The organism is Acinetobacter sp. C15, from assembly GCF_013420645.1.
GTDB classification, from domain to species: Bacteria; Pseudomonadota; Gammaproteobacteria; order Pseudomonadales; family Moraxellaceae; genus Acinetobacter; species Acinetobacter indicus.
Genome location: NZ_VOXR01000025.1, coordinates 1 through 25,300, shown reverse-complemented (window position 1 = coordinate 25,300; position 25,300 = coordinate 1). Strand labels below are relative to the sequence as shown.

At 45.4% G+C, this 25,300-nt stretch carries 17 protein-coding genes and 7 pseudogenes; 12 read left to right on the top strand and 12 right to left on the bottom strand.

The window, feature by feature from the left end; genetic code table 11:
- Positions 1-140: 140 nt before the first annotated feature.
- Genes betA through betI form a run of 3 tightly spaced genes read right to left on the bottom strand, consistent with a single transcriptional unit; the run spans position 141 to position 3,902 of the window.
- Entirely contained in the window at positions 141-1,808 is a 1,668-nt protein-coding gene (gene betA / locus FTT63_RS10485; RefSeq protein ID WP_180192249.1) for a choline dehydrogenase, read from the bottom strand.
- 16 nt (positions 1,809-1,824) lie between these two features.
- Complete coding sequence (gene betB, locus FTT63_RS10480; RefSeq protein ID WP_180192248.1) at positions 1,825-3,300, bottom strand: betaine-aldehyde dehydrogenase; 1,476 nt, start codon at positions 3,298-3,300, stop codon at positions 1,825-1,827.
- Between the two features lie 17 nt (positions 3,301-3,317).
- Positions 3,318-3,902, bottom strand: coding sequence for a transcriptional regulator BetI (betI, locus tag FTT63_RS10475; RefSeq protein ID WP_034597681.1), 585 nt, complete (start codon positions 3,900-3,902; stop codon positions 3,318-3,320).
- A gap of 228 nt (positions 3,903-4,130) precedes the next feature.
- Between betI and FTT63_RS10470 the strand changes: the two genes are divergently transcribed.
- Positions 4,131-6,167 (top strand): choline transporter, encoded by a 2,037-nt coding sequence (locus FTT63_RS10470; protein WP_180192247.1) that lies wholly within the window; start codon positions 4,131-4,133, stop codon positions 6,165-6,167.
- Between the two features lie 12 nt (positions 6,168-6,179).
- On the top strand, positions 6,180-6,788 hold the full coding sequence (locus FTT63_RS10465) for a MarC family protein (protein WP_005177911.1): 609 nt from the start codon (positions 6,180-6,182) through the stop codon (positions 6,786-6,788).
- 108 nt (positions 6,789-6,896) lie between these two features.
- Here FTT63_RS10465 and FTT63_RS15755 read toward each other — a convergent pair.
- Positions 6,897-7,004 (bottom strand): annotated as a pseudogene (locus FTT63_RS15755) (IS982 family transposase); the annotation flags it as partial.
- Positions 7,005-7,058: 54 nt separating this feature from the next.
- Between FTT63_RS15755 and FTT63_RS10460 the strand changes: the two are divergent.
- Positions 7,059-7,157: pseudogene (locus FTT63_RS10460) on the top strand (IS1 family transposase); the annotation flags it as partial.
- A gap of 14 nt (positions 7,158-7,171) precedes the next feature.
- Here FTT63_RS10460 and FTT63_RS10455 read toward each other — a convergent pair.
- Positions 7,172-7,656, bottom strand: a pseudogene (locus FTT63_RS10455) (IS3 family transposase); the annotation flags it as partial.
- Positions 7,657-7,683: 27 nt separating this feature from the next.
- Between FTT63_RS10455 and FTT63_RS10450 the strand changes: the two are divergent.
- From FTT63_RS10450 to FTT63_RS10430, 5 genes and pseudogenes are all read left to right on the top strand, one after another.
- Positions 7,684-8,172 (top strand): annotated as a pseudogene (locus tag FTT63_RS10450) (IS3 family transposase); the annotation flags it as partial.
- Between the two features lie 171 nt (positions 8,173-8,343).
- Positions 8,344-9,804, top strand: a complete 1,461-nt coding sequence (locus FTT63_RS10445; RefSeq protein ID WP_127800761.1) for a TolC family protein — start codon at positions 8,344-8,346, stop codon at positions 9,802-9,804.
- An 11-nt stretch (positions 9,805-9,815) separates the two neighbouring features.
- On the top strand, positions 9,816-10,946 hold the full coding sequence (locus FTT63_RS10440) for an HlyD family secretion protein (protein ID WP_127800763.1): 1,131 nt from the start codon (positions 9,816-9,818) through the stop codon (positions 10,944-10,946).
- Positions 10,946-12,076, top strand: coding sequence for an ABC transporter permease (locus tag FTT63_RS10435; protein ID WP_180192246.1), 1,131 nt, complete (start codon positions 10,946-10,948; stop codon positions 12,074-12,076). Before FTT63_RS10440 ends, FTT63_RS10435 begins: the two co-directional genes overlap by 1 nt.
- On the top strand, positions 12,073-13,173 hold the full coding sequence (locus FTT63_RS10430; RefSeq protein WP_127800767.1) for an ABC transporter permease: 1,101 nt from the start codon (positions 12,073-12,075) through the stop codon (positions 13,171-13,173). The genes FTT63_RS10435 and FTT63_RS10430 overlap by 4 nt, the downstream gene beginning before the upstream one ends.
- 549 nt (positions 13,174-13,722) lie before the next feature.
- Here FTT63_RS10430 and FTT63_RS10425 read toward each other — a convergent pair.
- A pseudogene (locus FTT63_RS10425) lies at positions 13,723-14,613 on the bottom strand (aldehyde dehydrogenase family protein); the annotation flags it as partial.
- 177 nt (positions 14,614-14,790) lie between these two features.
- Here FTT63_RS10425 and FTT63_RS10420 point away from each other — a divergent pair.
- Positions 14,791-15,673 (top strand): annotated as a pseudogene (locus FTT63_RS10420) (LysR family transcriptional regulator).
- Between the two features lie 131 nt (positions 15,674-15,804).
- Positions 15,805-16,482, top strand: a complete 678-nt coding sequence (locus FTT63_RS10415) for a type 1 glutamine amidotransferase domain-containing protein (protein ID WP_127800769.1) — start codon at positions 15,805-15,807, stop codon at positions 16,480-16,482.
- Between the two features lie 86 nt (positions 16,483-16,568).
- On the opposite strand, the gene aliA is transcribed toward FTT63_RS10415, so the two are convergent.
- The 4 genes from aliA to FTT63_RS10395 all read right to left on the bottom strand — a co-directional run bounded on the left by aliA (position 16,569) and on the right by FTT63_RS10395 (position 21,163).
- Entirely contained in the window at positions 16,569-18,224 is a 1,656-nt protein-coding gene (gene aliA / locus FTT63_RS10410; RefSeq protein ID WP_127800771.1) for a cyclohexanecarboxylate-CoA ligase, read from the bottom strand.
- 162 nt (positions 18,225-18,386) lie between these two features.
- On the bottom strand, positions 18,387-19,544 hold the full coding sequence (aliB, locus tag FTT63_RS10405; protein WP_180192245.1) for a cyclohexanecarboxyl-CoA dehydrogenase: 1,158 nt from the start codon (positions 19,542-19,544) through the stop codon (positions 18,387-18,389).
- 12 nt (positions 19,545-19,556) lie between these two features.
- Positions 19,557-20,339 carry a 2-ketocyclohexanecarboxyl-CoA hydrolase gene (gene badI / locus FTT63_RS10400; RefSeq protein ID WP_180192244.1) on the bottom strand — a complete coding sequence of 261 codons (783 nt, stop codon included), beginning with the start codon at positions 20,337-20,339 and terminating at the stop codon, positions 19,557-19,559.
- A 59-nt stretch (positions 20,340-20,398) separates the two neighbouring features.
- On the bottom strand, positions 20,399-21,163 hold the full coding sequence (locus FTT63_RS10395) for a glucose 1-dehydrogenase (protein ID WP_180192243.1): 765 nt from the start codon (positions 21,161-21,163) through the stop codon (positions 20,399-20,401).
- A 504-nt stretch (positions 21,164-21,667) separates the two neighbouring features.
- Between FTT63_RS10395 and FTT63_RS10390 the strand changes: the two genes are divergently transcribed.
- Entirely contained in the window at positions 21,668-22,156 is a 489-nt protein-coding gene (locus FTT63_RS10390) for a MarR family winged helix-turn-helix transcriptional regulator (RefSeq protein ID WP_180192242.1), read from the top strand.
- A gap of 85 nt (positions 22,157-22,241) precedes the next feature.
- On the opposite strand, the gene FTT63_RS10385 is transcribed toward FTT63_RS10390, so the two are convergent.
- Positions 22,242-23,531, bottom strand: a complete 1,290-nt coding sequence (locus tag FTT63_RS10385; protein ID WP_180002002.1) for an MFS transporter — start codon at positions 23,529-23,531, stop codon at positions 22,242-22,244.
- Positions 23,532-23,877: 346 nt separating this feature from the next.
- Between FTT63_RS10385 and FTT63_RS10380 the strand changes: the two genes are divergently transcribed.
- Positions 23,878-25,101, top strand: coding sequence for a CaiB/BaiF CoA-transferase family protein (locus FTT63_RS10380; RefSeq protein WP_180192241.1), 1,224 nt, complete (start codon positions 23,878-23,880; stop codon positions 25,099-25,101).
- A gap of 53 nt (positions 25,102-25,154) precedes the next feature.
- Here FTT63_RS10380 and FTT63_RS10375 read toward each other — a convergent pair.
- Positions 25,155-25,300, bottom strand: a pseudogene (locus FTT63_RS10375) (IS4 family transposase); the annotation flags it as partial.

The following is a 25,300-nucleotide window of genomic DNA, read 5'->3' as shown; positions in this document are numbered from 1 at the left end:
TGATTGAATGTAAAAATCCCAGCCAACCATCCGACCGTGAGCTGTGCGGATGGTTGGATATGTGATTTTAACTAAGAAAAAAGGATATGTATAAAAATGCACATCAAAATGATCTAAGAGATCAAAGCGTTCTGTTGCGGCTAGATTGACCGGACTGGCGTATTGGCCCGGTAAAATGGCGCCGTAGATTTGGCCAGCGCCGGTTTGGCACGAATATGATCGGCCAGTTTTTCGGCCATCATAATGGTGGTGGCATTCAGGTTGCCGGTAATAATCAGCGGCATGATGGAAGCATCAATCACTCGCAGGTTTTGCAGCCCATGTACCCGCCCGTAGCCATCGACCACCGCCATATCATCTTCACCCATTTTGCAGCTGCAAGATGGATGGAACGCAGTTTCAGCGTGGTTACGGATAAATTCGTCCAGCTCGGCATCGCTTTGTACCTGTTTGCCCGGGCTGATTTCTTCGCCGCGATAGGCATCTAAAGCCGGTTGATGCATGATGTCCCGGGTAATGCGGATGGCATCACGGAACTCGCGCCAGTCCTGTTCGGTACTCATATAATTGAACAGGATACTTGGATGCTGAAACGGATCTTTGGAGCACAGTTTGACCCGCCCACGAGATGGAGAGCGCATAGAACCGACATGCGCCTGAAAACCATGCTGCTGAATGGCATTACTGCCATTGTAGTTAATAGCGACCGGTAAAAAGTGATACTGGATATTCGGCCAGGCAAACTCATCGGAGGTGCGGATAAAGCCACCGGCTTCAAACTGGTTACTGGCACCCACACCCTGACCTAAAAACAGCCATTCTGCGCCAATTTTTGGCTGGTTATACCATTTTAAGGCTGGATATAAGCTGACCGGTTTTTTGCACTGATACTGTAAATACATTTCCAGATGATCTTGCAGGTTTTCGCCCACGCCCGGTAAATCATGAACCACCGGAATCTCCAGGCTTTTTAGATGCTGGGCATTACCGACACCGGAACGCTGCAGAATTTGCGGGGAAGCAATGGCACCCCCACAGAGCAACACTTCTTTTTTAGCAAAGACTTGGAGTGGCTGCGCGGTACTTTGTCCCTGAAAATATTCGACGCCTATAGCCTGCTTGCCATTAAATAGAATTTTATTGGTCATGGCATGGGTGCGAATGGTTAAATTCGGGCGCTGTCTGGCCATATCCAGATAACCACGCGCTGTGCTGGAACGGCGTCCCTGCGGGGTTACGGTACGGTCCATCGGACCAAATCCTTCCTGCTGATAGCCATTTAAATCATCGGTACGTGGATAGCCGGCCTGCACCGCAGCATCGACCATGGCATGAAACAGCTCGTTATTTCCAGCTTTCGGGGTGGCGACCCGTACCGGACCGCTGTCGCCATGATAGTCATTGCCGCCAATATCACGGGTTTCGGCCTTTTTATAATAAGGCAGGCAGTCGGCATAGCTCCAATGCTCCAGTCCTTTCAAACTGGCCCATTGTTCCAGATCCATCGCATTGCCGCGGATATAACACATGCCGTTAATCAGGGAGGACCCGCCCAAGCCTTTACCACGACCACATTCCATACGGCGGTTATTCATATACGGTTCCGGATCGGTCAGATAGGCCCAGTTATAACGCCGGCCCTGTAAGGGATAAGCCAGCGCGGCAGGCATCTGGGTACGAAAATCCAGCCGATAGTCCGGCCCACCTGCTTCCAATAGCAGTACCGTCGTATCCGGATCTTCGGTTAATCGAGCCGCCAGCACATTCCCGGCAGAACCTGCGCCAATAATAATATAGTCATAATTCATGCAGCATGATCCTCCCTTAAGCTGAAAATACAGATTGGAAAGGACTCAGTTCCACCTGAACCGATTTGGTCTGGGTATAGTGCTGTAAGGTCACCAGACCATTTTCACGGCCAACACCGGACTGTTTATAGCCACCAACCGGCATTTCTGCCGGAGATTCGCCCCAGGTATTCAGCCAGCAAATCCCTGCCTCAATCTGATGAATAATGCGATGGGCCCGGCTTAAATCTGGACTGACCACACCGGCAGCCAGACCATAGGTGGTGGCATTGGCTCTGCGGATCACTTCATCTTCGCTGTCATAGCTTAAGATGCTCATAACCGGGCCAAAAATTTCTTCCTGAACAATGCGCATTTCATCATGACAGTCGGTAAATACCGTGGGTTCAACAAAAGCCCCGTGCGCAAATTCAGCTGCCGCTGCGCGCTGTCCACCTGTTAACAGACGGGCGCCCTGTTGCTTGCCCAGCTCAATGTAATGCAATACTTTTTCCATATGGGCAAAGCTGGACAGTGGTCCGAAATTGGTGTTCGGGTCTAAAGGCTGCCCCATCCGCACATAAGGAATGCGCTGCAGAATCTTTTCTTCAAAAGCAGTTTTTAAAGCAGCAGGAATAAACACCCGGGTTCCATTGGTACACACCTGTCCAGAGCTGTAGAAATTGGCCATCATGGCGATATCGGCAGCCAGATCCAGATTGGCATCTTCACAGATAATTAACGGTGATTTTCCACCGAGTTCCATGGTGACTTCTTTTAAGCTGGACGCCGCCGCCTGTGCCATTACTTTTTTACCGGTACTCACACCGCCGGTAAAGGATACTTTGGCAATCTCCGGATGCTCAGTTAAATAGCTACCCACATCGCCACCACCGGTCACCACATTAAAGACGCCGTCCGGTACTCCGGCTTCACTATAAATTTCGGCCAGTTTTAACGCGGTCAGTGGGGTAATTTCACTGGCTTTAAACACCATGGCGTTGCCTGCGGCCAAGGCCGGTGCAGATTTCCATAACGCAATCTGGATTGGATAATTCCAGGCGCCAATACCGGCCACCACACCCAGCGGTTCACGGCGGGTATAAATAAAAGAACTTTCTCTTAATGGAATTTGCTGGCCTTCGAGCGCTGGTAAAATGCTGGCATAATATTCCAGCACATCTGCCCCGGTCACAATATCGACGCTCCGGGTTTCACTTAAAGGCTTGCCACTGTCCAGGCTTTCAATTTCTGCCAGCTCATCATTGCGTGCCCGTAAAATGGCTACGGCCTGATTTAAAATGCGTGAACGCTGCATGGTGGTCATGGCTGCCCAGACTTTTTGTCCCTGTTTGGCAGACTGTACTGCCCGATCAACATCGGCCTGGTTACATCCCTGAATGGTGGCCAACACCTCAGCATTGGCCGGATTAATACTTTGGAATGTTTCAGAGGATGAAGCATCGACAAACTGACCGTGAATATAAGGTCGTTGTGTATTGAATTGCATCAATTGGTTCTCCTCGTAATTTAGTGAATATTGAGTTGCTGACGGATATAGTCGGCACAAATCTGAATAGGTAAATCGGCATCCAGTTCAGTGGTCATTAAGGAACCGCGTAACCAGAAACCGTCAATCAGTGCGGCCAGACCCTGCGCGGCGCGTTCAGCCTGCTCGCGATCCAGCTGTTTGGCAAACTCATGCTTGATATTGGAATGCAGGCGATAATGGTTGACCTGCTGCAAACGGTGCAAGTCAGGTTGATGCATACTGTTGGCCCAGAATGCCAGCCAGGTTTTCATGGCGGCTTTATCGGTCTGTTCGGCCGAGAAATTGGCACGCACAATCGCAATCAGGCGCTGCTCCGGGGTGTTTTCTGCAGCGTTTAAACTGGCAGAAATGGCATCGCCCAGCTGTTGCAGCAAATAACGCATGGTCGCTTCAATCAGGCCATGCTTGCCCTGAAAATAATGACTGATGATGCCTGTAGACACACCTGCCCGCTGGGCAATCTGGCTGATAGATGCTTCAGCAAAACCCAGTTCATTAATGGCAGATAAGGTGGCATCAATCAGCTGTTGACGACGAATCGGTTGCATACCAACTTTAGGCATAAGATCGACCTGACTAATAAAAATCATGCACAAGGCAAGGTAACATATAAAAACGTTATTTTAATTGAACGTTCAATTAAAATAAATTATAGTCCCGTCTGCTTCCTGATGTACAGCTCAGTTTGTTTTTCATTTGCAAATGTTTGTAATGAGAGCCATGCCTATAGTCTGGTTAAGCCAAAACACACTGCGCTGTAGATCCGAATTAAAAAATATGGTCACAGATTTATGCAAAAGAAAACTGAACAGACGACCGATAGTCTGAACAAAGTTGTCTTTTTTCTTTCGGCAACACTCATCCTGCTGTTTTCGCTGGTTACGATTTTATTTAATGACCAGGCGAATCAGCTCATTACCCAAATCTTGAACTGGGTCAGCCGGACCTTTAGCTGGTATTACCTGCTGGCGGCCACCTTATATCTGGTCTTTGTACTGTTTATTGCCCTGTCGCGTTATGGCGATATCAAATTAGGTCCCAAACATTCCAAGCCGGAATTTAGCCTGCTGAGCTGGTCGGCAATGCTGTTCTCGGCCGGAATCGGGATTGACCTGATGTTCTTCTCGGTGGCCGAACCGCTGTCTCACTATATGAATCCACCTGTCGGCGAAGGCCAGACTTTTGAGGCTGCGCGCCAGTCAATGGTCTGGACCCTGTTCCACTATGGATTAACTGGCTGGAGCATGTATGCCTTGGTTGGCGTGGCTTTGGGTTATTTTAGTTATCGTTATAACCTGCCGCTAACCATCCGCTCGGCGCTTTATCCGATTTTTGGCAAGCGTGTTAATGGCTGGATTGGACATAGTGTTGATACCGCGGCCGTTTTGGGCACCATTTTTGGTATTGCCACCACCTGCGGGATTGGTGTGGTTCAGCTCAACTACGGCCTGCATGTACTGTTTGATGTGCCAGAAAACCTGCTGATCCAGTCGGCGCTGATTGCCGTTGCAGTCATTATTACTGCAATTTCAGTGGCTTCTGGGGTAAATAAAGGCCTCCGGATTCTGTCTGAAGTCAATATTTATGTGTCGATTGGTCTGCTGCTGTTTATTCTGGTGATGGGCAATACCGAGTTTTTACTGGCAGCGTTAATCCAGAACTTTGGCGACTATATTAGCCAGTTCCCGCAACTGTCCTTAACCAGTTTTCCGTTTCAGCAACCGAAAGAATGGATGAACAGCTGGACCCTGTTTTTCTGGGCCTGGTGGATTGCCTGGTCGCCATTTGTCGGCCTGTTCCTGGCGCGAATTTCCCGTGGCCGAACCATCCGTGAATTTGTGGCCGGTACCTTAATTATTCCCCTGCTGTTTACCCTGACCTGGCTGTCAATTTTTGGAAATAGCGCCCTGCACAGCGTAATTTTTGATGGCAATACCCAGCTGGCCACCACCGTATTGGCCAATCCGGCACATGGTTTCTATGACCTGCTTGCCCAATATCCGTGGTTCCCATTTCTGGCCGGCGTCGCTACCATTACCGGTTTGCTGTTTTATGTGACTTCTGCCGATTCAGGCGCACTGGTACTGGGGAATTTCACTACCAAATTTAGCAATATTGAACATGATTCGCCGCGCTGGTTAAGTGTCTTCTGGGCACTGGCGATTGGTTTACTGACTTTGGCCATGCTGATGGCCAATGGTGTGACTGCGCTGCAAAACACCACCATTATTATGGGGCTGCCTTTTAGCTTTGTAATTTTCTTTGTGATGGCGGGTTTGTACAAGTCATTAAGACTGGAAGATTTTCGTCAGGCCAGTACCAGCATGAATGCGGCACCTGTAGTCGGTAATGTCGACATCTTTAACTGGAAAAAACGCCTCAGCCGGGTAATGTTACATGCCAATTTATCGCAGACCCAGCAAATGCTGGAAGAGGTCTGTAAACCGGCAATGCAGGCGGTGGCCACAGAATTCATCAACAAAGGCATTCAGGTCGATCTGGCGGAAAAAGTCCTGGATGATGAACCGGAGCTGTCACATCTGGATTTAACCATTCAGCTGGATGAAGAAGAAAACTTTGTTTACCAGATCTGGCCAATCCGTTATGACACGCCCAACTTCAGTTCACGCGGCAAACGTACCAAGAAATACTATTACCGTCTGGAAACCTATCTGTTTGAAGGCTCGCAAGGCAATGATCTGGTGGGTTATAGCAAGGAACAGGTCATTAATGACATTCTGGATAAATACGAGCGCCATCTGATGTTCTTGCACATCAACCGGATTAGTCCAGGCAAGCGCCCGCTCTTTCCAGACCCGGATCAATAAGGAATCTGTAGGATGTCTGAATCGCTTCACGCCTTTGCACTGTTTTTCTCATTATTAAACCCGTTTTTAATGAGTATTTATATGCTCGGCATTATCCGTAATTCCGAGGCCCGAGTGTTTAATCGCGCCCTGATTCAGGGCAGTTTAATCAGCTTTGTGGTGTTTATTATTTTCGCCAAAACCGGTGAAGCCTTTTTTCATGATGTCCTGCATGTCCGTTTTGAATCTTTCCAGATTTTTGGCGGGATTATTTTTCTGGTGATTGGTTATCGCTATGTGTTTGAAGGCGCCGATACCATTGGGGTGATGCGCGGTGCGCCACATCATTTGGCCGGCACCATTGCCATGCCGTTTATGATTGGCCCGGGAACCATCAGCGCCGCGGTCATTACCGGAATTCAGCTAAGCCTGTGGCAACTGGTGCTGGTGATTTTTGTGACACTGTTTCTGACCTGTAGCCTGCTTATTTTAATGAAATATGCACATGATCATTTGCAGCATAAACATTCCAATTATATTGATTTGTATGTCGATATTGTCGGGCGTCTGGCCGCCTTGCTGATTGGGACCATCGCCATTGATATGATTGTGACCGGTGTCAGCGGGATTATGCAGAGCTAAAATAACCTGAGTTCGATGAAATCCACTTAGCCTTTTAGCATATTTTGGAAAGTTGGCTTATTGGGGTTCAAACAATAAAGCAGATTTCCAGAATGGAACGATCATTTAGCAATAAAAATATTTGAAGAATCTAAAACCGGATTGATGAAATAAAATGACAATAGTCATTGCTTCAGACAAGCTTAAAGCTGACTTTTTCAACCTGGTTTTTTGGTGGTGTTTCAAAAAGTATGCTGAAAAAAACAGGTTGGCTTTTGATAAGATAGTGAGATGCAAATAACACTAGAAATCAAATGTCCAACCTGTCTAAGTGACAGTATAAAGAAAAATGGCCTCAAACTATATGGCAAGCAAAACTATCAATGTGAATAGCCACCAAAATTCTAGACACACATAATCATCTTTTGATGGGCCTTTTCATAATCTAATGGAGAACGCTGACCATTGGAACCATGTCTGCGTTTTGAATTGTAGAACATCTCAATATATTCAAAGATATCCGACCTTGCTTCAGTTCTGGTCGCATAGATTTTCTTTTTAATTCGTTCCCGCTTTAATAGCTGGAAGAAGCTTTCTGCAACAGCATTGTCATGGCATGAGCAGTGTACTGCGCAAGTCGACGACTCATACTACTTTCAAGATTATGATGCTTGAGAAATGTCTGCCATTCATGACGGGTGTATTGGCTGCCTTGGTCAGAATGGATTAGGACTTTGTTCTTTGGGTTTCTTCGCCACAAAGCCATCAATAACGCATCTAAAACCAGATCTGCCGTGATTCTGGATTTCATAGACCAGCCAACAACAAGACGTGAAAACAGGTCAATCACAACTGCGAGATATAGCCACCCTTCATAAGTGCGGATATAAGGGTGAGATTCCTTTGGTCTACTCACCCCTATATTCAAACAAATTCAGGCTGGGTCTATACCGCCTTTATTATTGATGTGTTCTCACGAGCAATTGTTGGATGGAAAGTATCTACACGGATGAATACAGATATGGTACTCGATGCACTTGAGCAAGCATTGCACGATCGAGGCATGCCAAAGAATGTGATTCATCATTCCGATAGAGGTGTTCAATATCTTTCTATTCGCTATACCAATCGTTTAGAAGCTGCAAATTTACGAGCATCAGTCGGTACAACTGGTGATTCATACGATAATGCTCTGGCTGAAACGGTGAATGGCTTATACAAAACAGAGGTGATTGAATATTTAAAAGCAGATTGGCAAGGTTTAGCAGATGTACAACTAGCGACACTCAACTGGGTAGATTGTTTCAATAAAAAGCGTGTACACAGTGCACTGGGTTATGTATCGCCTTTTGAGTTTGAAGCAATGTACTATGATAAGATTAACCCGTTAGGTCAGGTGGCCTAACTTAAATAAAAAAGTCTCCGACAAACCCGGTACGGTTCAGATAGGCTTGTGCAACAAAGCCATACAGATGTAAAAGAAACAATACTATAACTTTACACTAGTTCTATCTGCGAACCTTTGATTTATACTAGCCGGATAACATCACCGGCTTTAAATCAGTTTAGCGACTTTATGAACTTAAAGAAAAATAAAAGACAGCTTGTCTGGGGTTTAAATCTGCTTGCATCGATGATGTATGGCAGCTTTGCTCATGCGCAGAGCATCAGCTTTCAGGACGCTGAACGTCAGTTGTTGCAAAATTCTTATAGCAGCCAAGCCTATCAAAGTCTGGAACAGGCTTCAAAACTTGAAGCTGAAGCAGTGAAAGGTATAGGTCTGCCACGAGTCGACCTGAATGTTCGTGCGTATGCCTTTCATAATGAACTCGATCTGCCTTTGGGTGCATTAAAAAATAATTTAGAGCAATCCTTAACGGATGGTGTAAATAATAGAATTGATGAACTGAACTTAGGGGGGCTGGCTGACCCGCTAAAAAATAGTCTAAGACAACCTATTCAAAATGGGGTGGGCTTAATTCCTGATAGTTCGCATGTCGTGCTGGATGATCAGGTAATTCGCCCGACGATTTCAGTCATGATGCCGCTTTATACCGGTGGGCTGACAAGCAGCGCTAAAGAAATCGCCAATATTCAGGTCGGTCGTAGTCAGCTCAGCAACAAACAGCAGCAAGACACGCAGCGTTTTGAACTGATTCAAAGTTATTTTAATGTACAGCTCCAAAAGCAACTGCATGCAGCTGCGCTGTTTAATCTGAATGCCATGCAGCAGCATTATCGCAATGCCTTAAAGATGGAACAGCAAGGTTTTATCAGTAAAGGGCACCGCATGCAGTTTGAAGTGGCACGCAATAATGCCGAGCGCAGCCAGCAAAATACACAGGCCAATTTGAATGCTGCCCTGTTCCAGCTGAATAATCTGCTTCAGGAAAGTAGCATCACCGAACTTTCGACGCCTTTATTTGTCAATAAAACCGAGCCACAGGCCTTAAATCATCTGCTGAAAACCTTTAGTCAGAACTCTGCGCTGATTCAAAAAATGCAGCTGGATACTCAATTAGCTCAAGCCAATGTCAAAGCCCAGCAAGCAGCTAAAAAACCGAATGTTTTTGCTTTTGGCGAATATAGTCTGGATCAAAATGAAAACTGGATTGTCGGAGTTGCCGCACGCTATAACCTGTTTTCTGGGATCGATAAAAACAAAAATATTCAGGCTGCCGAACTCAAACGCTCTGCCACAGAACTGCTCACTGCACGCACCCAGCAGGAAATTGAAAATCTGATTTATAAATCTTATAGCGAAGCACTCAGCGCACAGCAAAGTGATGCACTTCTGGCACAAAATTTGAAAGCCGCACAGGAAAATTTACGCATCCAAGAATTGTCCTTTAAAGAAGATATGGGCACCGCCATACAGGTCATCGATGCACAAAATATGCTGAGCGGACTACGAGCCGAAACTGCCTTGAATGCTTACAAATATGTGATGTCACTGGCCACACTATTACAAAGCCATGGCTCGATTGCAGAATTTCCGAACTACATCCAACATACCAACACTCACTATATTCGCTAATGGAGCCGAACATGAACGAAGATCAAAAACCCAATGATCCTGTGAATGAAGCGGCTTCATCCAGCGATACAGAAAAATCGCCTGCGCAACAGGTAGAAACAAAAACTGAAATAGAAAACAACGCGACGACTTCGACCGAGCAACAACAAGCTCCTGAAATCGCTAAAAAGAAAAAATATTTATTGCTCGCCCTGATTCCAGTTCTGCTGGCAGTCATCGCATTTGGATTATGGAAAAGCTACCAACCGGCTCCGCTTGAATTGCAGGGTCGTGTAGAAGCTGAAACAGTTCAGGTGGCGACCAAAGTGCCAAGCCGTATTGAAGAAATTTATGTAGAAGAAGGTCAGCGAGTCAAAAAAGGCGATGTGCTGGTGCGCTTAAACAGCCCGGAAATTCAGGCCAAAAAACAGCAAGCCGCAGCGGCTTTACAATCTGCGCTGGCCTTACAATCGACTGCTGAACGTGGCTCGCAAGAAGAAAATATCGCCAGCCTGTATGCCAACTGGCAATCGCTGAAAGCACAGCAAAATTTAGCCAAAGTTTCTTATGAGCGTGGTGCAAATTTATTTAAGGAAGGTGTGATTTCACGCCAGCGCCGTGATGAATTGTATGCAGCCAGTCAATCAGCGGCACAAATGACAGAAGCAGCGTATCAGCAATACGCACGTGCCAAACGTGGCAGCACCTCGCAGCAAAAGAGTTCTGCCGATGCACAAGTAGATATTGCCCAGGCTGCGCTGGATGAAGCCAATGCATTAGAGGCAGAAACCCAATTAGTAGCACCTGTAAACGGAACGGTGTCTAAAACCTATGGCAAAGTCTCGGAGCTGGTAGCCACCGCAGTCCCTGTGGTCAGCCTGATTGAAGATCAAATGTGGGTGAGCCTGAATATTCGTGAAGACCAATATGCCCCGTTTCAGAAAATGAGCAGTATTGAAGGTTATATTCCCGCCCTAGATAAAACCGCCACTTTTAAAATCAAGCAGATCAGTGCTGAAGGTGAATTTGCCACCATTAAGACCACACGCCAAACCGGCGGTTATGATGTGCGAAGTTTTAAGCTGCATCTTGTGCCCACACCAGCGATTCCTGAACTGAAAGTTGGGATGAGCGTGTTATTTAAACTGAAAGAGACCCTATAATGTGGACGGGTATATGGCGCGAACTGCGCTATCTGCTCCGCGAAAAATGGGATCTGTGTCTGGTCACGCTGGCACCTGCACTGGTGATTATTTTATTCAGCAGCATGTTTGCTCAAGGGAAATCGGATCATTTACCGATTGCGATTATTGATCAAGACCAGAGTGCGCTGAGTCAAAGCATTTATCAACATGTGGCGCTGAATCATACTCTTAAAATTGCTACGATGTCGGAACAAACAGCTGAAATTGAGCGCCTGTTAAATCAAAATAAAATTTGGGGTTATATCCATATTCCCAGCGGTGCAGAGCAACGTCTGGTTCGTGCCCAGGATGCTGACATCAGTATTGCTTTTAACCAGAGTTATTTCAGTATTGGAAATACCATTTCCTCTGCCATGCTGGTCAGTACCCTACAAGCAATCGCTGAATTTAGCGGACAGCAATATCTGGGCAACCGGCTGCCTTCTCTCGAAGCACCGTCACCGCATATTAAAATATCTCCGCTGTATAATCCGCAACTAAATTATGAATTCTATCTGGAACCCTATGTCATTCCGGCAATTCTGCATTTACTGCTGTGTTGTTGTGTGGCATTTTCCGTCGGTCAGGAACTGAAGCGACAGACCTTAACAAGCTGGATTAGCAACTCGTCCATCTGGATGGCATTACTGTCTAAGAACCTGGTCTATGTGGCTATTTTTAGTCTATGGACCTGGATCTGGATGTTCTGGCTGATTGAAATTCGCGGCTGGTTTGTTGCTGGCTCGCTCGCTCTGATTCTATCGGCACAATTTCTGCTATATAGCGCTTATGCATTTTTAAGCAGTGCAGTGGTTCTGGCGACCAAAGATTTAAGTAAATCTTTTGGCATCATTGCGGTCTATGGTGGTTCATCTTTGAGTTTTGCAGGTGTGACCCTCCCTTTAAATAATGCGCCCCTGTTCACCCAGTTTTGGTCCAATATTATTCCGTTTACGCCCTATGCCAAATTACAAACTGAACAATGGGTGATTGGTAGTCCATTGCATATTTCACTGCAAGCTGGATTCATGCTGCTGATCTATGCCCTAGTCTACGCTCTGCTGGCTTATCTGTTTCTTAAAAAAATAGCTAAAGGAGCAGTCCAATGAAATCCCTCTGGTTTTACTATCTGCAAGGCTTCAAGGATATTGTCAGTCACGGCGCGATCTTTACCACGCTGATTCTATCCGTCTTATTTTACAGCTTTTTTTATCCAACCGCTTATCAGGCACAGCAGGCTGAAGCCTTACCGATTATTATTGTCGATGAAGAACAAAGTAACTTAAGCACCCGTATTATTGGTCAGGTGGCACAAAGCCCCAATGTGGAAATTGAGGCGATTACCGGCAATTTTGCCGAAGCTAAACAATGGGTTGAATCTCAAAAAGCCGATGGCATTTTACTGCTACCGGACAATTTATCGCAAAGCTTAAGGCATGGTGAAACAGGCGGCATTGGCCTGTATTTAAGCACAGCCAACTTTTTAGTGACCAAACAAATTGGTCTGGGCTTAGCCACATCGGTTGAGCAAACTTTGGCAGACTATACTGAACGCTTTGGCGAGGTCTCGGACTTTTCACCTGCCCTTTCTGTGCATCAAATTCCTTTATTTAATCCGCTATCCGGCTATGGCAGTTATGTCTTTCCTGCGGTTGCACCTTTAATTATCCACCAAACTATTCTTCTGGGTTTGAGTATGCTGATTTTGGTATATCGGGAAAGAAAAATAGAATTAAACACAAATGCATTGATTGGGATGTGTTTAGCGGTCTTTACTATTGGCTGTCTGGGATGTTTCTATTTATTCGGCTTTAGCTTCTGGCTATTTGATTATCCACGTGGTGGCAACCTGTTCGGGATGCTACTGGCTGTTCCGGTTTTTATCTATACAATAATTGGCATGACCTGCCTATTCGCCAGTTTTCTGGATCTGCCGGAACGTGCGGGTCATGTAATTGTATTCACTTCCATTCCACTGTTCTTTTTATCTGGTGCGGCCTGGCCGCATGCTGCAATGCCTATCTGGATGCAAGTCGTTGGCGAAATCCTGCCTTCCACCCAAATTGTGCAGATGTTTATTCAACTCAATCAGATGGGTGTACCTACAGAGCTAGTCTTGCCTAAATTGCTTTATCTCGGAATGATCGGCAGCTTGTGCTTTTTCTTGGCTTATCGACGTTTAATTTCAAACTGTGGAACTTTCTAGCTTGTATATTATTGAACCTGTAAATAATTTTATGTAATTGCTTTTGATAAATTTAAAGGTGATTGCTTCACTGGTCACCGAATTCAATAATAAATCGGCTCATGGCTAAACGCCAGTCACGAATATAGGAATAGAATCTGGCTATCTATTTGCGTGATACTGGTCTGATTCTTTTTAGTAAGATGTGGCTCAAATGTACCGTCACGATCTCATGGTGCGGTGGTTCTTAATCTCCCCCATGACCGCTATATTAACCAAGGGGGTCAGTTTTACACTGCCGCTAACACGAATTACCCAAATATGTAAGGTAATTCCGCTGAGTCAGAACGAAGCTTCTGGCTCATTTACCCAATCCTGAAGACGTTATGAACAACTCTTCACTTTAATTTTGTAGGTAATCCCAGTTCCTTCGGGAGCTGGGATTAATACATATAAAGCAAAAGCTTAATCATCAAAATAAGGCTGTATTGAAATGATAATCGCTGAGCCAAGTGCATCTGACTTTAGTATCCAATATTTAAAGACCACTATTTTAATTTAAACACTAAACATCAACGCCAAAGACAGGGCCATACAACGCTGACCAGCTGCGCCAACCAAGGCATTTAAGGTCTGTTCTTTATTGGCATCCGGCATCACCACCACATGGTTTTTGGCGCCCATCATTGACTGCACCCGTTTGCCATGCTGGCCTGCCAGGTTATAGACATGGGTACCGACCGCGGTTGAACCGACAAAGGAAATGGCCTTGATGTCAGAATGCGTACACAGCAGATCGACCACTTCTTTACCGCCATGCACCACATTCAGTACCCCGGCAGGAACACCGGCCTGCATCGCCAGCTCGACCAGCATCATGGTCGATAGCGGATCCTGCTCCGACGGCTTTAAGACAAAGGTATTGCCGCAGACAATGGCCATCGGGAACATCCACAACGGAATCATGGCCGGGAAATTAAATGGAGTAATTCCGGCACAGACACCTAAGGGTTGCTGCATGGTATAGGTATCGACCCCGCGCGCCACGCCTTCAATATATTCACCCATTTGCAGCGAACCGACCGAGCAGGCATGTTCTACCACTTCCAAGCCACGCTGAATATCACCTTCGGCATCTGCTAATGTTTTGCCCTGTTCAGCGGTCAGGACTTGTGCAATACTTTTTAAGTTTTGACGGATCAGCTCCTGCAGTTTCAGCATAATCCGCATACGGGCCTGAATAGGTGTTTCACGCCAGCTGGCAAAAGCCTGTTGGGCTGCGGCAATGGCGGTATTGACTTCTTCTGCAGTGGCAAATGGTACCTGACCCAGAACTTCCTGAGTGGCAGGATTGACAATATCCTGCCAATGGCTGGTGGTGGAGTCGATAAATTCACCATTAATCAGCAGTTTTGCCGTGGTGATGCCGGTATTCGAATGGGGATGATGAATCGCGTTCATGGTCGCTCCGTGCTGGTTTGTTATTGTCGTTTTATCTGCCTTTACTGGCTGTTTTTAACGTATTATTTTTTACGCTGTTTCAGCAGACTAACAAAGAACACTTTTGGCACCAATAGAGATTGGCGCACGACGGTTGTGCAAATTTGCACAGAGATTTAACAGGATGTTAAACATAAAATGAAAGTTGATTGGGATCACTTACGCTTTTTTCTGGTCTTGGCGCGGGCCAAAACCCTCACCAATGCTGCGCGCCTGATGGAAGTGGAACACAGCACCGTGGCACGGCGCATTCAGGCGCTGGAAAATACCTTGGGTACCCAGCTGTTTAAACGTGAAGCCAAAGGCTATGAACTGACCGCGGAAGGTCTGGCGCTGGTGCCCCGTGTCGAACAGATGGAACAGTCGTTTATCCAGATTGATAAACGCCATGACCCTTTACAGGGCCGGGTACGCTGGTGCGCCGGAAGGTTTCGGGACGGCGTTTCTGGCCCGGCTGCTGGCGGAGTTTTCACAGCATTATCCCTCGCTGACTATTGACCTGATTCCGGTGCCCAAAACCATCAAACTTTCACATCGTGAAGCTGATATTGTCATTTCAATTGACCGGCCTAAATCCGGGCCTTATATCATTACCCGGCTCTCAAATTACTGTTTAAAACTGTACGGCAGTCAAAGCTATTTACAGCAAAATCCACCAATTAGACAGCTAGAAGATCTGAAACAGCACCGATTTGTCGATTATATTGACGATCTGGTGTATAGCTCGGCGCTGTATTCGCTGGAACGTTTGCCGCTGCAAGTGACAGCCTGTTTTCGCAGTAACAGTATTCTGGCCCAGCAGATTGCGGTCAGTACCGGCGCCGGACTGGCAATTTTGCCGCGATTTCTGGTGCATGATAAACCCGATCTGCAAGAAGTTCTGGGCGATCAGGTCAGTTTTACCCATACCTTCTGGATGTTGACCCTGGTCGATTTACAGCATGAACCGAAAATAAAACTGGTCTGGGATTTCCTGCGCAAACAGGCCGATGTACAGCAGGCCCTGTTAATGGGAACTTAAAATTCTTACGGTATCTGGCGATTGACACACGCCGATACAGCAACTGAACATATCACAACACTTAGCGCTTCTTACGCTTGCTAAATTAACAGCCGATGAACCGAATAATATAAACCATTCAGGAAAAGGATATGAAGATTCTCATCGTGCTGACCTCTCATGACCGTCTGGGTGATACAGGCAAACAGACCGGCTTCTGGCTGGAAGAGCTGGCTGCCCCTTATTATGCTTTTGTTGATGCTGGTGCCGAAGTCACCTTGGCCTCTCCTAAAGGTGGTCAACCGCCTCTTGATCCCAAAAGTAATGCACCCGATGCCCAGACCAAAGCCACTGAACGTTTTAAGGCAGATACCGCCGCCATGCAAGATCTGGCGCAGACACGCAAACTCAGTGAGGTGTCGATTGCCGATTTTGATGCCGTGTTTTATCCGGGTGGTCATGGGCCATTATGGGATTTGGCCGAAGACCCGGATTCTATCTCTTTGATTGAACAAACATTACAAGCCAATAAACCGGTGGCTTTGGTCTGTCATGCGCCGGGAGTATTACGTCATGTCAAAGCACAGGATGGCCAGCCATTGGTCAAAGGCAAGAATGTAACCGGTTTTAGCAATACAGAAGAAGATGCAGTCGGGCTAACCAATATTGTGCCCTTTTTAGTTGAAGATATGCTGAAAGAATACGGCGGACAATATTCAAAAGCCGAGGACTGGCAGGTGCATGTACAGCAAGATGGTTTGCTGATTACCGGACAGAATCCGGCCTCCTCAGAGGCGACCGCAGAAGCGTTATTGAAATTCTCGAAATAAGCATAGACATCGACGTCATCGCTTTTTGGGCTTAATAGAAAACTCCTGAATGGATTATTCAGGAGTTTTGCTTTTAATGAAAGGAATTAACTGGCAGATGCAATATGCTGGGCCAGCATTTCCCGAAGTTTAAATTTCTGGATTTTCCCGGATGGGGTCATTGGAATTTCATCCCAGATTTCTAAACGCTCTGGAATATACTGAATTGCCAGATTGTGTGCTTTCAGGAACTCGACCAGATCCTTTAATTGCATGGTTTGCGTGCCTTCTTTGAGCTTCACGATGGCGCAGGCTTTTTCACCCAGCCGTTCATCTGCATACGGAATTAATGCCACGGTCGCTACATCTGGATGCAGGTAGATCAACGATTCAACTTCGGCCACCGGAATATTTTCACCACCGCGAATAATTACATCTTTTTTACGTCCGGCAATGCGGATATAACCCTGCTCGTCCAGGTAGGCAATATCACCGGTATCAAACCAGTCATCTTCACTGGTTTCATTTAAATGCGGGCGTTTCAGATAGCCACCAAAATTCGAACAACTCCGGATCATTAGTGTGCCTGATTGATGCGGTGCTAATTCCTCGCCATCATCCCCCACCACTTTGACTTCAACACCAGGAAGTGGCAGACCGTCAGTATTAAATGAACGCTCATCATCATCTTCCGGACGAGTCGTAGTCACAGCACCACACTCGGTCATGCCCCAAGCGGAAATCACTTTCACACCGATGTTTTGACGCGCTTTTTGTACCAGCGTGCTTGGAATAGGTGCGCCTGCACACAGGAATATTTTCAAACTATCTAAAGATTTGTGACTATTGAGTACCGCTTCAGATAAGTCATTTAAGAATGGCGTCGAAGCCATGGTGAAGGTCGCCTGATGCTTGTGAATCAGATCAATGGCAGTATTGACCTCCCAGACATCCAGCAATACCGCTTTGGCTTTTAACAGCACTGGCATGATCAGGCCATACATAAAGCCAGTTTGATGTGCCATCGGTGATCCCATGAAAATCACATCATTCTGGTTTAAATGCAAACGCTTGGCATAAGGTACGATATTGGAAAATAAAGTGTTCGCAGTATGCATCACACCTTTGGGTTCACCTGTGGTACCTGAGGTAAACACCAGTTGTGCAATATCATCGGCTGTGATGGTGACATCATTCAGGGTATTCAGGATTTGTGGATCTTGATCCAGTCCATGGTTAAGCAATAAATTTTCAAAACTGTTCTCGCCTTCACCACCGACGACAATAATCTGTTCCAGGCTCTCAATATTTTTCTGTAATTGATCGGCCAGTTTTTCATGGTCAAACTTACGGAACACTTTCGGTACGATAAAGACCTTACTTTCCGTATGTTTCAGCATAAATGAAAGCTCACGCTCTCGGAAAATCGGCATCAGCGGATTCAGGATGGCACCAATCCGACGACACGCAATATACAATAAAGTGAACTCCCACCAGTTGGGGAGTTGGCAAGACACAATATCCTGTTTCTGTACACCTAACTGTTTTAATCCCAACGAAATTTTATTGGCTGTCTCCAGCATTTCCCGGTAAGTAAAACTTTGCTCTGACTGACTTTCAGTTTTATAGCTGACCAAGGCAATTTTATCTGGATCTTGCTGTACCGCTTCATTCAATGATTGAAGAATGGTCTTATTTAACCAATAACCTTGTTGCAACATTTTTTCCCGGCGTGGGGGTAAAAGAACCGCATCGAAATCCATTCTATAACTCCAATTTTATAATTATCTACCTGTTCTCTTGGTCAGACCGCACAATCGTCGTCAGCCCGAAAATTGCAGATACAAACTCTGCTATGCAGATGACTCAAACTTCTATTTGTGTCATCTGCAGGATTGATCACGCATCCACGTCATCGGTTTACATCAAGCTGGAACAGCTTTGCGTCCGGCTTTTTTACGCGCAATAATAGTTTTCATAATTTGCGCAGTGCCATCACCAATCTGGAAGCCCAGTACATCGCGCATACGCTGCTCCATCACTCCGCGGTCATAGCCTGCATGACCAAAGGTCAGTAAGCATTGATGAATCACATCATAGGCCAGTTTCGGCCCCCACCATTTACACATCCCGGCTTCAGAGGTGTGCGGTAAATGGTTGTCTTTTAGCCATAACGTTTGCAAACACAATAACCGTGCGGCTTCGACCTGGGTTTCATATTCAGCCAGAGGATGTGAAATGCCCTGAAATGCCGTGAGTGGCTGGCCAAAAGCTTCGCGCTGCGCTGCATATTCCCAGGCTTCATCCAGGCTCACCCGTGCTACAGCCAGCACCTGTAAACCAATCAAGGCACGGGAAAAGTCAAATCCTTGCATAACCTGGACAAACCCTTTGTTTTCATCTCCCAGGCGATGATTGACCGGAACCCGAACGTTATCAAAGAAAATGGAACCGCGACCAATGGCACGCTGGCCATGACAATCAAAACGTGTGGTGCTAATACCCGGCAAGTCCATCGGCACCAGCAATGCCGTTACGCCATGTGCACCATCTTCAACCGAACCGGTACGTCCAAACACCACCGATGCATCAGCCTGATCAGCTGCAGAAATCGAGGTTTTTTCACCATTAATGACATATTCATCTCCCTCACGTTCGATCTTTAAACGTAAGTTGGCAGCATCTGAACCACCACGCGGTTCGGTCAGCGCAATTGAGAAAATCGCTTCACCAGCGGTCAGTTTTTTTAACCATGGCTCCACCACTTCAGGCTGTCCATGTTCTGCCAGAATCTGACCATTTAAAGAAGCCAGCAAGTTGATATAGGAAAAACTTAAGTCTGCTTTGGCAATGGCTTCATGGATAATCCCTGCCGCCAGTCGGCCCATGCCCTGACCGCCGTATTGTTCCGGCAGTTCTGGTGCAATAAAGCCCATTTCACCCATCTTTTTCACCAGATCACGATCAAAGACTCGGCTTTGGTCGCGCTCCAGAAATCCCGGAGCCACATATTTCTGGGCAAACTTTTCTGCCGTTTCAGCTAAAAATTCTAGATCTTCGGTGATATAAGGATTCTTTTTCATTAATGAGTCTCCTTATTTGGCATATTTACGGAATTCAGGCTGACGTTTTTCCTTCAATGCATTCACGCCTTCACGAGACTCTTCAGTATCGTAATAAAGTTTTAGCGCATACATGCCCATGCCAGCGATTCCTGCCTGATGTGCGGTATCCATATTGAAACTGCGTTTGGCAATCGCGATTGCGGTCGGACTACGCTGACAGATTTCTTCGCCCCATGCCTGAACTTCTGCATCAAGTTGATCTGCCGGCACACATTTATTGGCCAAGCCAATTTCAACCGCTTCCTGACCAGAATAACGACGGCACATATACCAAATTTCACGGGCTTTCTTCTCACCCACGACGCGCGCTAAAAATGCTGTGCCATAACCAGGATCAACAGATCCCATCTTTGGTCCGACCTGACCGAAAATGGCTTTATCTGAGCAGATCGTCAGATCACAAATGGTGGCCAGTACATTACCACCCCCAATTGCATAACCTTGTACACGCGCAATTACCGGTTTTGGAACATCACGAATGGCGGTATGCAATTCTTCCATCGGTAAACCAATGGTACCGCGACCGTCATAATTGCCATCATGCGCAGACTGATCACCACCAGTACAGAAGGCTTTTTCACCTGCGCCAGCCAATACAATCACACCAACGTTACGGTCATAACCAGCTTTGTTTAAGGCCTTAATCAGTTCGTCACAGGTTGTACCACGAAAGGCATTCATTTTTTCTGGACGGTTAATCGTGATCCAGGCTACACCGTTTTTAACTTCATATAAGATATCTTCAAAATTCATGTTCATTACGTCCTGTACTGTTTTTATCTATCTAATTTAGTGTTAATTAATTTGATGCTTTAACCGTTCATGGTCAGACCGCCAGAGACACTAAGCACCTGTCCGGTAATAAAGTTGGCATCTTCACTCAAGAAAAAGGCAATCGCAGAGGCTAAATCATCTGGTTGACCCAAACGGCCCAGTGGAATAGCACGAATAAAGGCTTCACGTAATTTTTCCGGATTTGATGCACCTTCAGTTACACCTGCCAGTAAGGCCGTATCCGTCGGTCCTGGGCAAATCACATTAATTTTGATGTTGTGGCGTGAATGTTCGCGTGCCAGAGTTTTGGAGAAAGATAGCAATCCTCCCTTACAAGCTGCATAAACTGCTTCGCCTGAAGAGCCGACACGAGCCGCATCTGAGGCAATATTAACGATGCTGCCAGCATTACGCTCGACCATGCCTTTCAGCACAGCAAAGTGCATATTCAGCATACCAACCAGATTGATCTGGATGAGTTTTTGCCATTCATCAGGCGTACTTTTGATGAAAGGTTTGAAAATGTCCCATCCGGCATTATTCACCAGTCCATCGATCGGACCCAATTCATCTTCTGTTTTTTGAACCGCCTGTTCAACGATGTCACTTTGGGTAATATCACACTGAATTGCTAACGCCTGACCGTATTGATTAATTTCATTTGCCAGCTTCTCGGCAGCTTCCAGATTCATATCAAAAATGGCAACTTTTGCGCCTTCTTCAGCCAGACGTCGGCAGGTTGCGGAACCAATTCCGCCAGCACCACCTGTCACAATCACGACCTTATCTTTTAATCCTTTCATTGTTTTATCCCTACGCTATTTGTTGTCGAATTTAATCGGCTGTTGTTCTAATTCGGTGTGTTTTATCTAAAATAGAAAGAGATTAGATTTATGTCAATATATTTACATAAAATAATATTTATATTTCTATAAATATATATATAACAACTACTTAATAATTTTATTTATTCAATGTATTGACCTATATTAACTTTTTTCTTTAGAGTAGCCCATATCTAGCCCCAGCTTATAACTAAGCTATTTCTGTTTCATGAAGGATGTTTTATTTCTTTAGATTGCTAGATGGCTGCCTTGATATTCAGCTAGGGAACGAACTGAGACCGTGAATATCAAGAGAGATATTTGGAATGATTCAACTGCTTAGTACAGAATTTAAAGGTGCAGATTTCTGCTAAAACACTATGATTTTTAAAACAAATTATAAAAGAAATTGAATTATGCGAAAAAGCGATAGGTTATACTTTGCGCCGTTTAGCTATTTCAGTTTTGAGGATGTTGCATATAGTGAGTGATACTTTGTCAAAAAAATATGATCAATCCTTATATTCCGCTCATAACCGGCTGTTTTTCCGTCTGTTTCAGGTGGGAAACAGTCTGGATCGAAAGTGCTTAAATGAGCTAAAAATATCTCCTGTGCATTGGGCTGTGCTGGGTGCCCTGTCTCGTCCTAAAGTTAAATCTGGTATGTCTTTTTCAGATCTGACCGAATATCTGGGTGTGAGTCGCCAAAATCTGGATGCTGTCTTAAAACGACTGGAACGTGATGGACTGGTAGAGCGTGTTATCAATGAACAGGATCGCCGTGCCAAAATTGTTGCGCTCACCACTGAAGGTTTTCAGACCTGGGATAGCCTGCAGGATGATTTTTTTGAGTTTTATGGACAGGCCTTAAATAAACTGGCTTTTGATGATGTGATTACCCTGATTCATTTACTCAATAAAGTAAATGATGGACTAAAAAGTATTCATCTGCAAAAAGAGCCGGATCAATAAAAAATAGACATCTTATTTTTAAATTAAATAGAAAAAAAATGAGCCCTTATGAGGCTCATTTTTAACATCATTGTTTAAAAGATCATTATGCTTTTTGTGGGTCGTATTGACGATCTTTGATAAAGATCCCGGATACTGCACCACACAAGAAATAGGCACCGCCCATAATCAAGAAGCCCAAACCAATTGAACCACCACTCGCTGCTGCACCAATAATCGCAGGTGCAAACATGGCCCCAATACGCCCTGCATTATAAGCACCACCGACGGCTGTACCGCGGATCGAAGTGGCAAAGCTTTCGGTCATATAAGTGGCATTAATTGCATACGGAATACCATAGAGGAAGCCAAAGAAAATCAGCAGATAGGCAATATTATCCGGGGTGTTGAACAGCACAATTACCGGTAAGAAAATCGCTGTACCAATCGCGCCAAACGAGAAAACGGCGCGTCGACCTAAACGGTCTGCAGCAAAACCGGCCAGAACTTTACCAAAAATCATGGCAACATAGGTTCCGATCATATAACCCGCCATTGATTTAAAGTTCATATGTAATTCAGATTCTAGATAAGCAGGCATCCAGTTATTTACACCGTAATAGCCAAACTGCAGGAACCCAGCCGTAAAAATCCATAAAATAAACATCTTGCGATTCGCAGGATCTGCAAAGATTTCTTTGACGGTACTTTTCTTAACAGGCTGTTTGGTGGTTTCTTCAGCGGGTGCATATAAACGTAGTAATCTTGCACGCTGCCACGATTCTGGTTCAGGAACCAATTTCTGGATAAAAATCGCCATAACGGATGGGATAATCGCGACAAAAAACAGTGTACGCCAGCCATATTCAGGAATAATCCAACCTGCCAATACAGTAGCTACGATATAGCCAACGGTCCAACCTGCCTGTAATGTGCCTAAAATTGTAGTCCGGTATTTGGTTGGTACATATTCAGCCATCAGTGTACTGGCTGCAATATATAAAGACCCGATCCCAAACGCAGACAGGAAACGTAGTACGGCGAACTGTTCATAGTTTTGGGTAAAGCCTAAGGCTGCAGTTAATACTGAAAAGATCAGAATTGAAATAACGACTGTACGTACCCGGCCTAAACGGTCGCACGCCCATCCACCAATAAAACCGCCAATCGCCATACCTGCCAGTGTAAAACTGCCCAAGGTACCGGCTTGTAAATTACTTAAACCAAATTCTGCTTTCAGGCTGTTTAAGCTGAAGGATAGCAGTAGCATGTCTGCGCCATCGACCAAGAGTGCCAAAAAGGCAAAAACAAAGGCAATCTGCTGGGTTCGCTTGGTGGTGGGTTTTATCTTTGCAAGTTCTCTTTCTAAAACTTGTTCTCTTACTAATTCCGTCATATTTAAATCTCTATTCCTATCCTTAGGTTTTTTCATTCTGATCTTGTGTATGCACACTTCTATATGCATGCGCTTTAAGCGCGATCCGTTTTCAAAGCACAGTACTTACTCCTGTTTTTGTCGTCTCTTTCCCGAGACTTTTCCCTCTCCTGTTATTTTTGAATCGTATTTATTCTCGTCATCAGGCTAAAGAAGTTAGGATGATTTTTCAATCATTTTAGATGTTTTATTTTGTTAGGCAAAATTAAGTATCATAAAGTTGATTGTTTTTCCATTTTCCTATAGCTTTAAAGCGATTATCAAAAATGACATGCAATCTAAATAACATCGAACAAGGAGCGTAACGATGGGTGCTTTAACAGGCTTTCGTGTACTGGATTTAAGCCGGATTTTGGCTGGTCCTTGGTGTAGCCAGATTTTGGCTGACCTGGGTGCAGAAGTGATTAAAATTGAAAAGCCTGATCATGGAGATGACACACGCATCTGGGGACCACCTTGGCTTAAAAATAATCAGCAGGAAGATACCCATGAATCGGCTTACTATCTTTCAGCCAATCGTGGTAAACATTCGGTTGCCGTAGATTTATCTACCCCGGAAGGTCAAAGCATTATCAAGAAACTCGCAGAACAAAGCGATGTGGTCATTGAGAACTATAAAGCGGGTTCGTTGAAAAGATATGGTCTGGACTATGAAAGCCTGAGCCAGATCAATCCGCGTCTGGTGTACTGTTCAATTACTGGCTTTGGTCAAAATGGCCCACGTGCGCAAGAGCCAGGTTATGACTTCATTGTTCAGGGTATGGGCGGCATGATGAGTGTTACGGGTGAACGTGATGACTTACCTGGCGGCGGCCCGCAAAAAGCAGGTCTGGCCTTTGCCGATCTGACCACGGGATTATATGCCGCAATTGCGATCCAAGCTGCTTTATTGTCCCGTGAAAAAACCGGTGAAGGTCAGCATATTGATATGGCACTGCTGGACACCCAGGTCGCTTCCCTTTCTGTTCTAGCCATGAATTATCTGACCTCTGGTAAAGTCCCGGGCCGCTTCGGTAATGCCCATGCCAATATTGTGCCTTATCAGGTGTTTAAAGCACAGGAAGGTGAGTTCATTATTGCCTGCGGGAATGACTTGCAATTTCAAGCGCTGTGTCAGGCCGTGGGTTTGAATAACGTGGCAGAAGATCCGCGCTTCTTGAAAAATTCAGGACGGGTTACACATCGTGAAGAACTGACCACCCTTCTGCAGGCGCATTTCTATTCTCAACCGGCAAAACACTGGGTAGATCTTATTCATGCAGTCAAAGTCCCAGTGGGCATGATCAATAACCTGAAACAGGCTTTGGAAGAAGAACAGGTTCTGGCGCGTGAAATGGTCATTCAGATGCCGCATACCTTACGTGACGATTACACCTCGATTGGTTCGCCGATTAAACTTTCCAAGACCCCGGTAGAATATAAAAAAGCCCCACCGTGTCTGGGTGAAGATACAGATGCCATTTTGAGTCAGTATTTAAGCCCTGATGAAATGCAAGAATTGAAAAACAAAAAAGTCATTCAGCAGCGATAAATTGGCAAGCAATAAAAAAAGGAATCGAAAGATCATTGCTGTCCCACAATTTTTCACAAGAGGAAGCTCAAATGAGCTTCCTCTTGTTTTATGGGTATTTTATCGGGTGAAAATAAAGCTTTTAAAGTTCTTCTTTCAAACAAATTCACTTGAATTATTCTGAGTAAACGTTGAACTGTCCAACCTGTTTTTCCTAAAT

What these genes read in the sequence shown, in the direction of transcription:
- betA (WP_180192249.1), bottom strand. Translation starts at nt 1,808, where the DNA reads ATGAATTATGACTATATTATTATTGGCGCAGGTTCTGCCGGGAATGTG.
- FTT63_RS10445 (WP_127800761.1), top strand. Translation starts at nt 8,344, where the DNA reads ATGAACTTAAAGAAAAATAAAAGACAGCTTGTCTGGGGTTTAAATCTG.
- FTT63_RS10415 (WP_127800769.1), top strand. Translation starts at nt 15,805, where the DNA reads ATGAAGATTCTCATCGTGCTGACCTCTCATGACCGTCTGGGTGATACA.
- FTT63_RS10385 (WP_180002002.1), bottom strand. Translation starts at nt 23,531, where the DNA reads ATGACGGAATTAGTAAGAGAACAAGTTTTAGAAAGAGAACTTGCAAAG.
- FTT63_RS10470 (WP_180192247.1), top strand. Translation starts at nt 4,131, where the DNA reads ATGCAAAAGAAAACTGAACAGACGACCGATAGTCTGAACAAAGTTGTC.
- aliB (WP_180192245.1), bottom strand. Translation starts at nt 19,544, where the DNA reads ATGAAAAAGAATCCTTATATCACCGAAGATCTAGAATTTTTAGCTGAA.
- FTT63_RS10430 (WP_127800767.1), top strand. Translation starts at nt 12,073, where the DNA reads ATGAAATCCCTCTGGTTTTACTATCTGCAAGGCTTCAAGGATATTGTC.
- FTT63_RS10465 (WP_005177911.1), top strand. Translation starts at nt 6,180, where the DNA reads ATGTCTGAATCGCTTCACGCCTTTGCACTGTTTTTCTCATTATTAAAC.
- FTT63_RS10380 (WP_180192241.1), top strand. Translation starts at nt 23,878, where the DNA reads ATGGGTGCTTTAACAGGCTTTCGTGTACTGGATTTAAGCCGGATTTTG.
- badI (WP_180192244.1), bottom strand. Translation starts at nt 20,339, where the DNA reads ATGAATTTTGAAGATATCTTATATGAAGTTAAAAACGGTGTAGCCTGG.
- FTT63_RS10435 (WP_180192246.1), top strand. Translation starts at nt 10,946, where the DNA reads ATGTGGACGGGTATATGGCGCGAACTGCGCTATCTGCTCCGCGAAAAA.
- aliA (WP_127800771.1), bottom strand. Translation starts at nt 18,224, where the DNA reads ATGGATTTCGATGCGGTTCTTTTACCCCCACGCCGGGAAAAAATGTTG.
- FTT63_RS10395 (WP_180192243.1), bottom strand. Translation starts at nt 21,163, where the DNA reads ATGAAAGGATTAAAAGATAAGGTCGTGATTGTGACAGGTGGTGCTGGC.
- FTT63_RS10440 (WP_127800763.1), top strand. Translation starts at nt 9,816, where the DNA reads ATGAACGAAGATCAAAAACCCAATGATCCTGTGAATGAAGCGGCTTCA.
- betI (WP_034597681.1), bottom strand. Translation starts at nt 3,902, where the DNA reads ATGCCTAAAGTTGGTATGCAACCGATTCGTCGTCAACAGCTGATTGAT.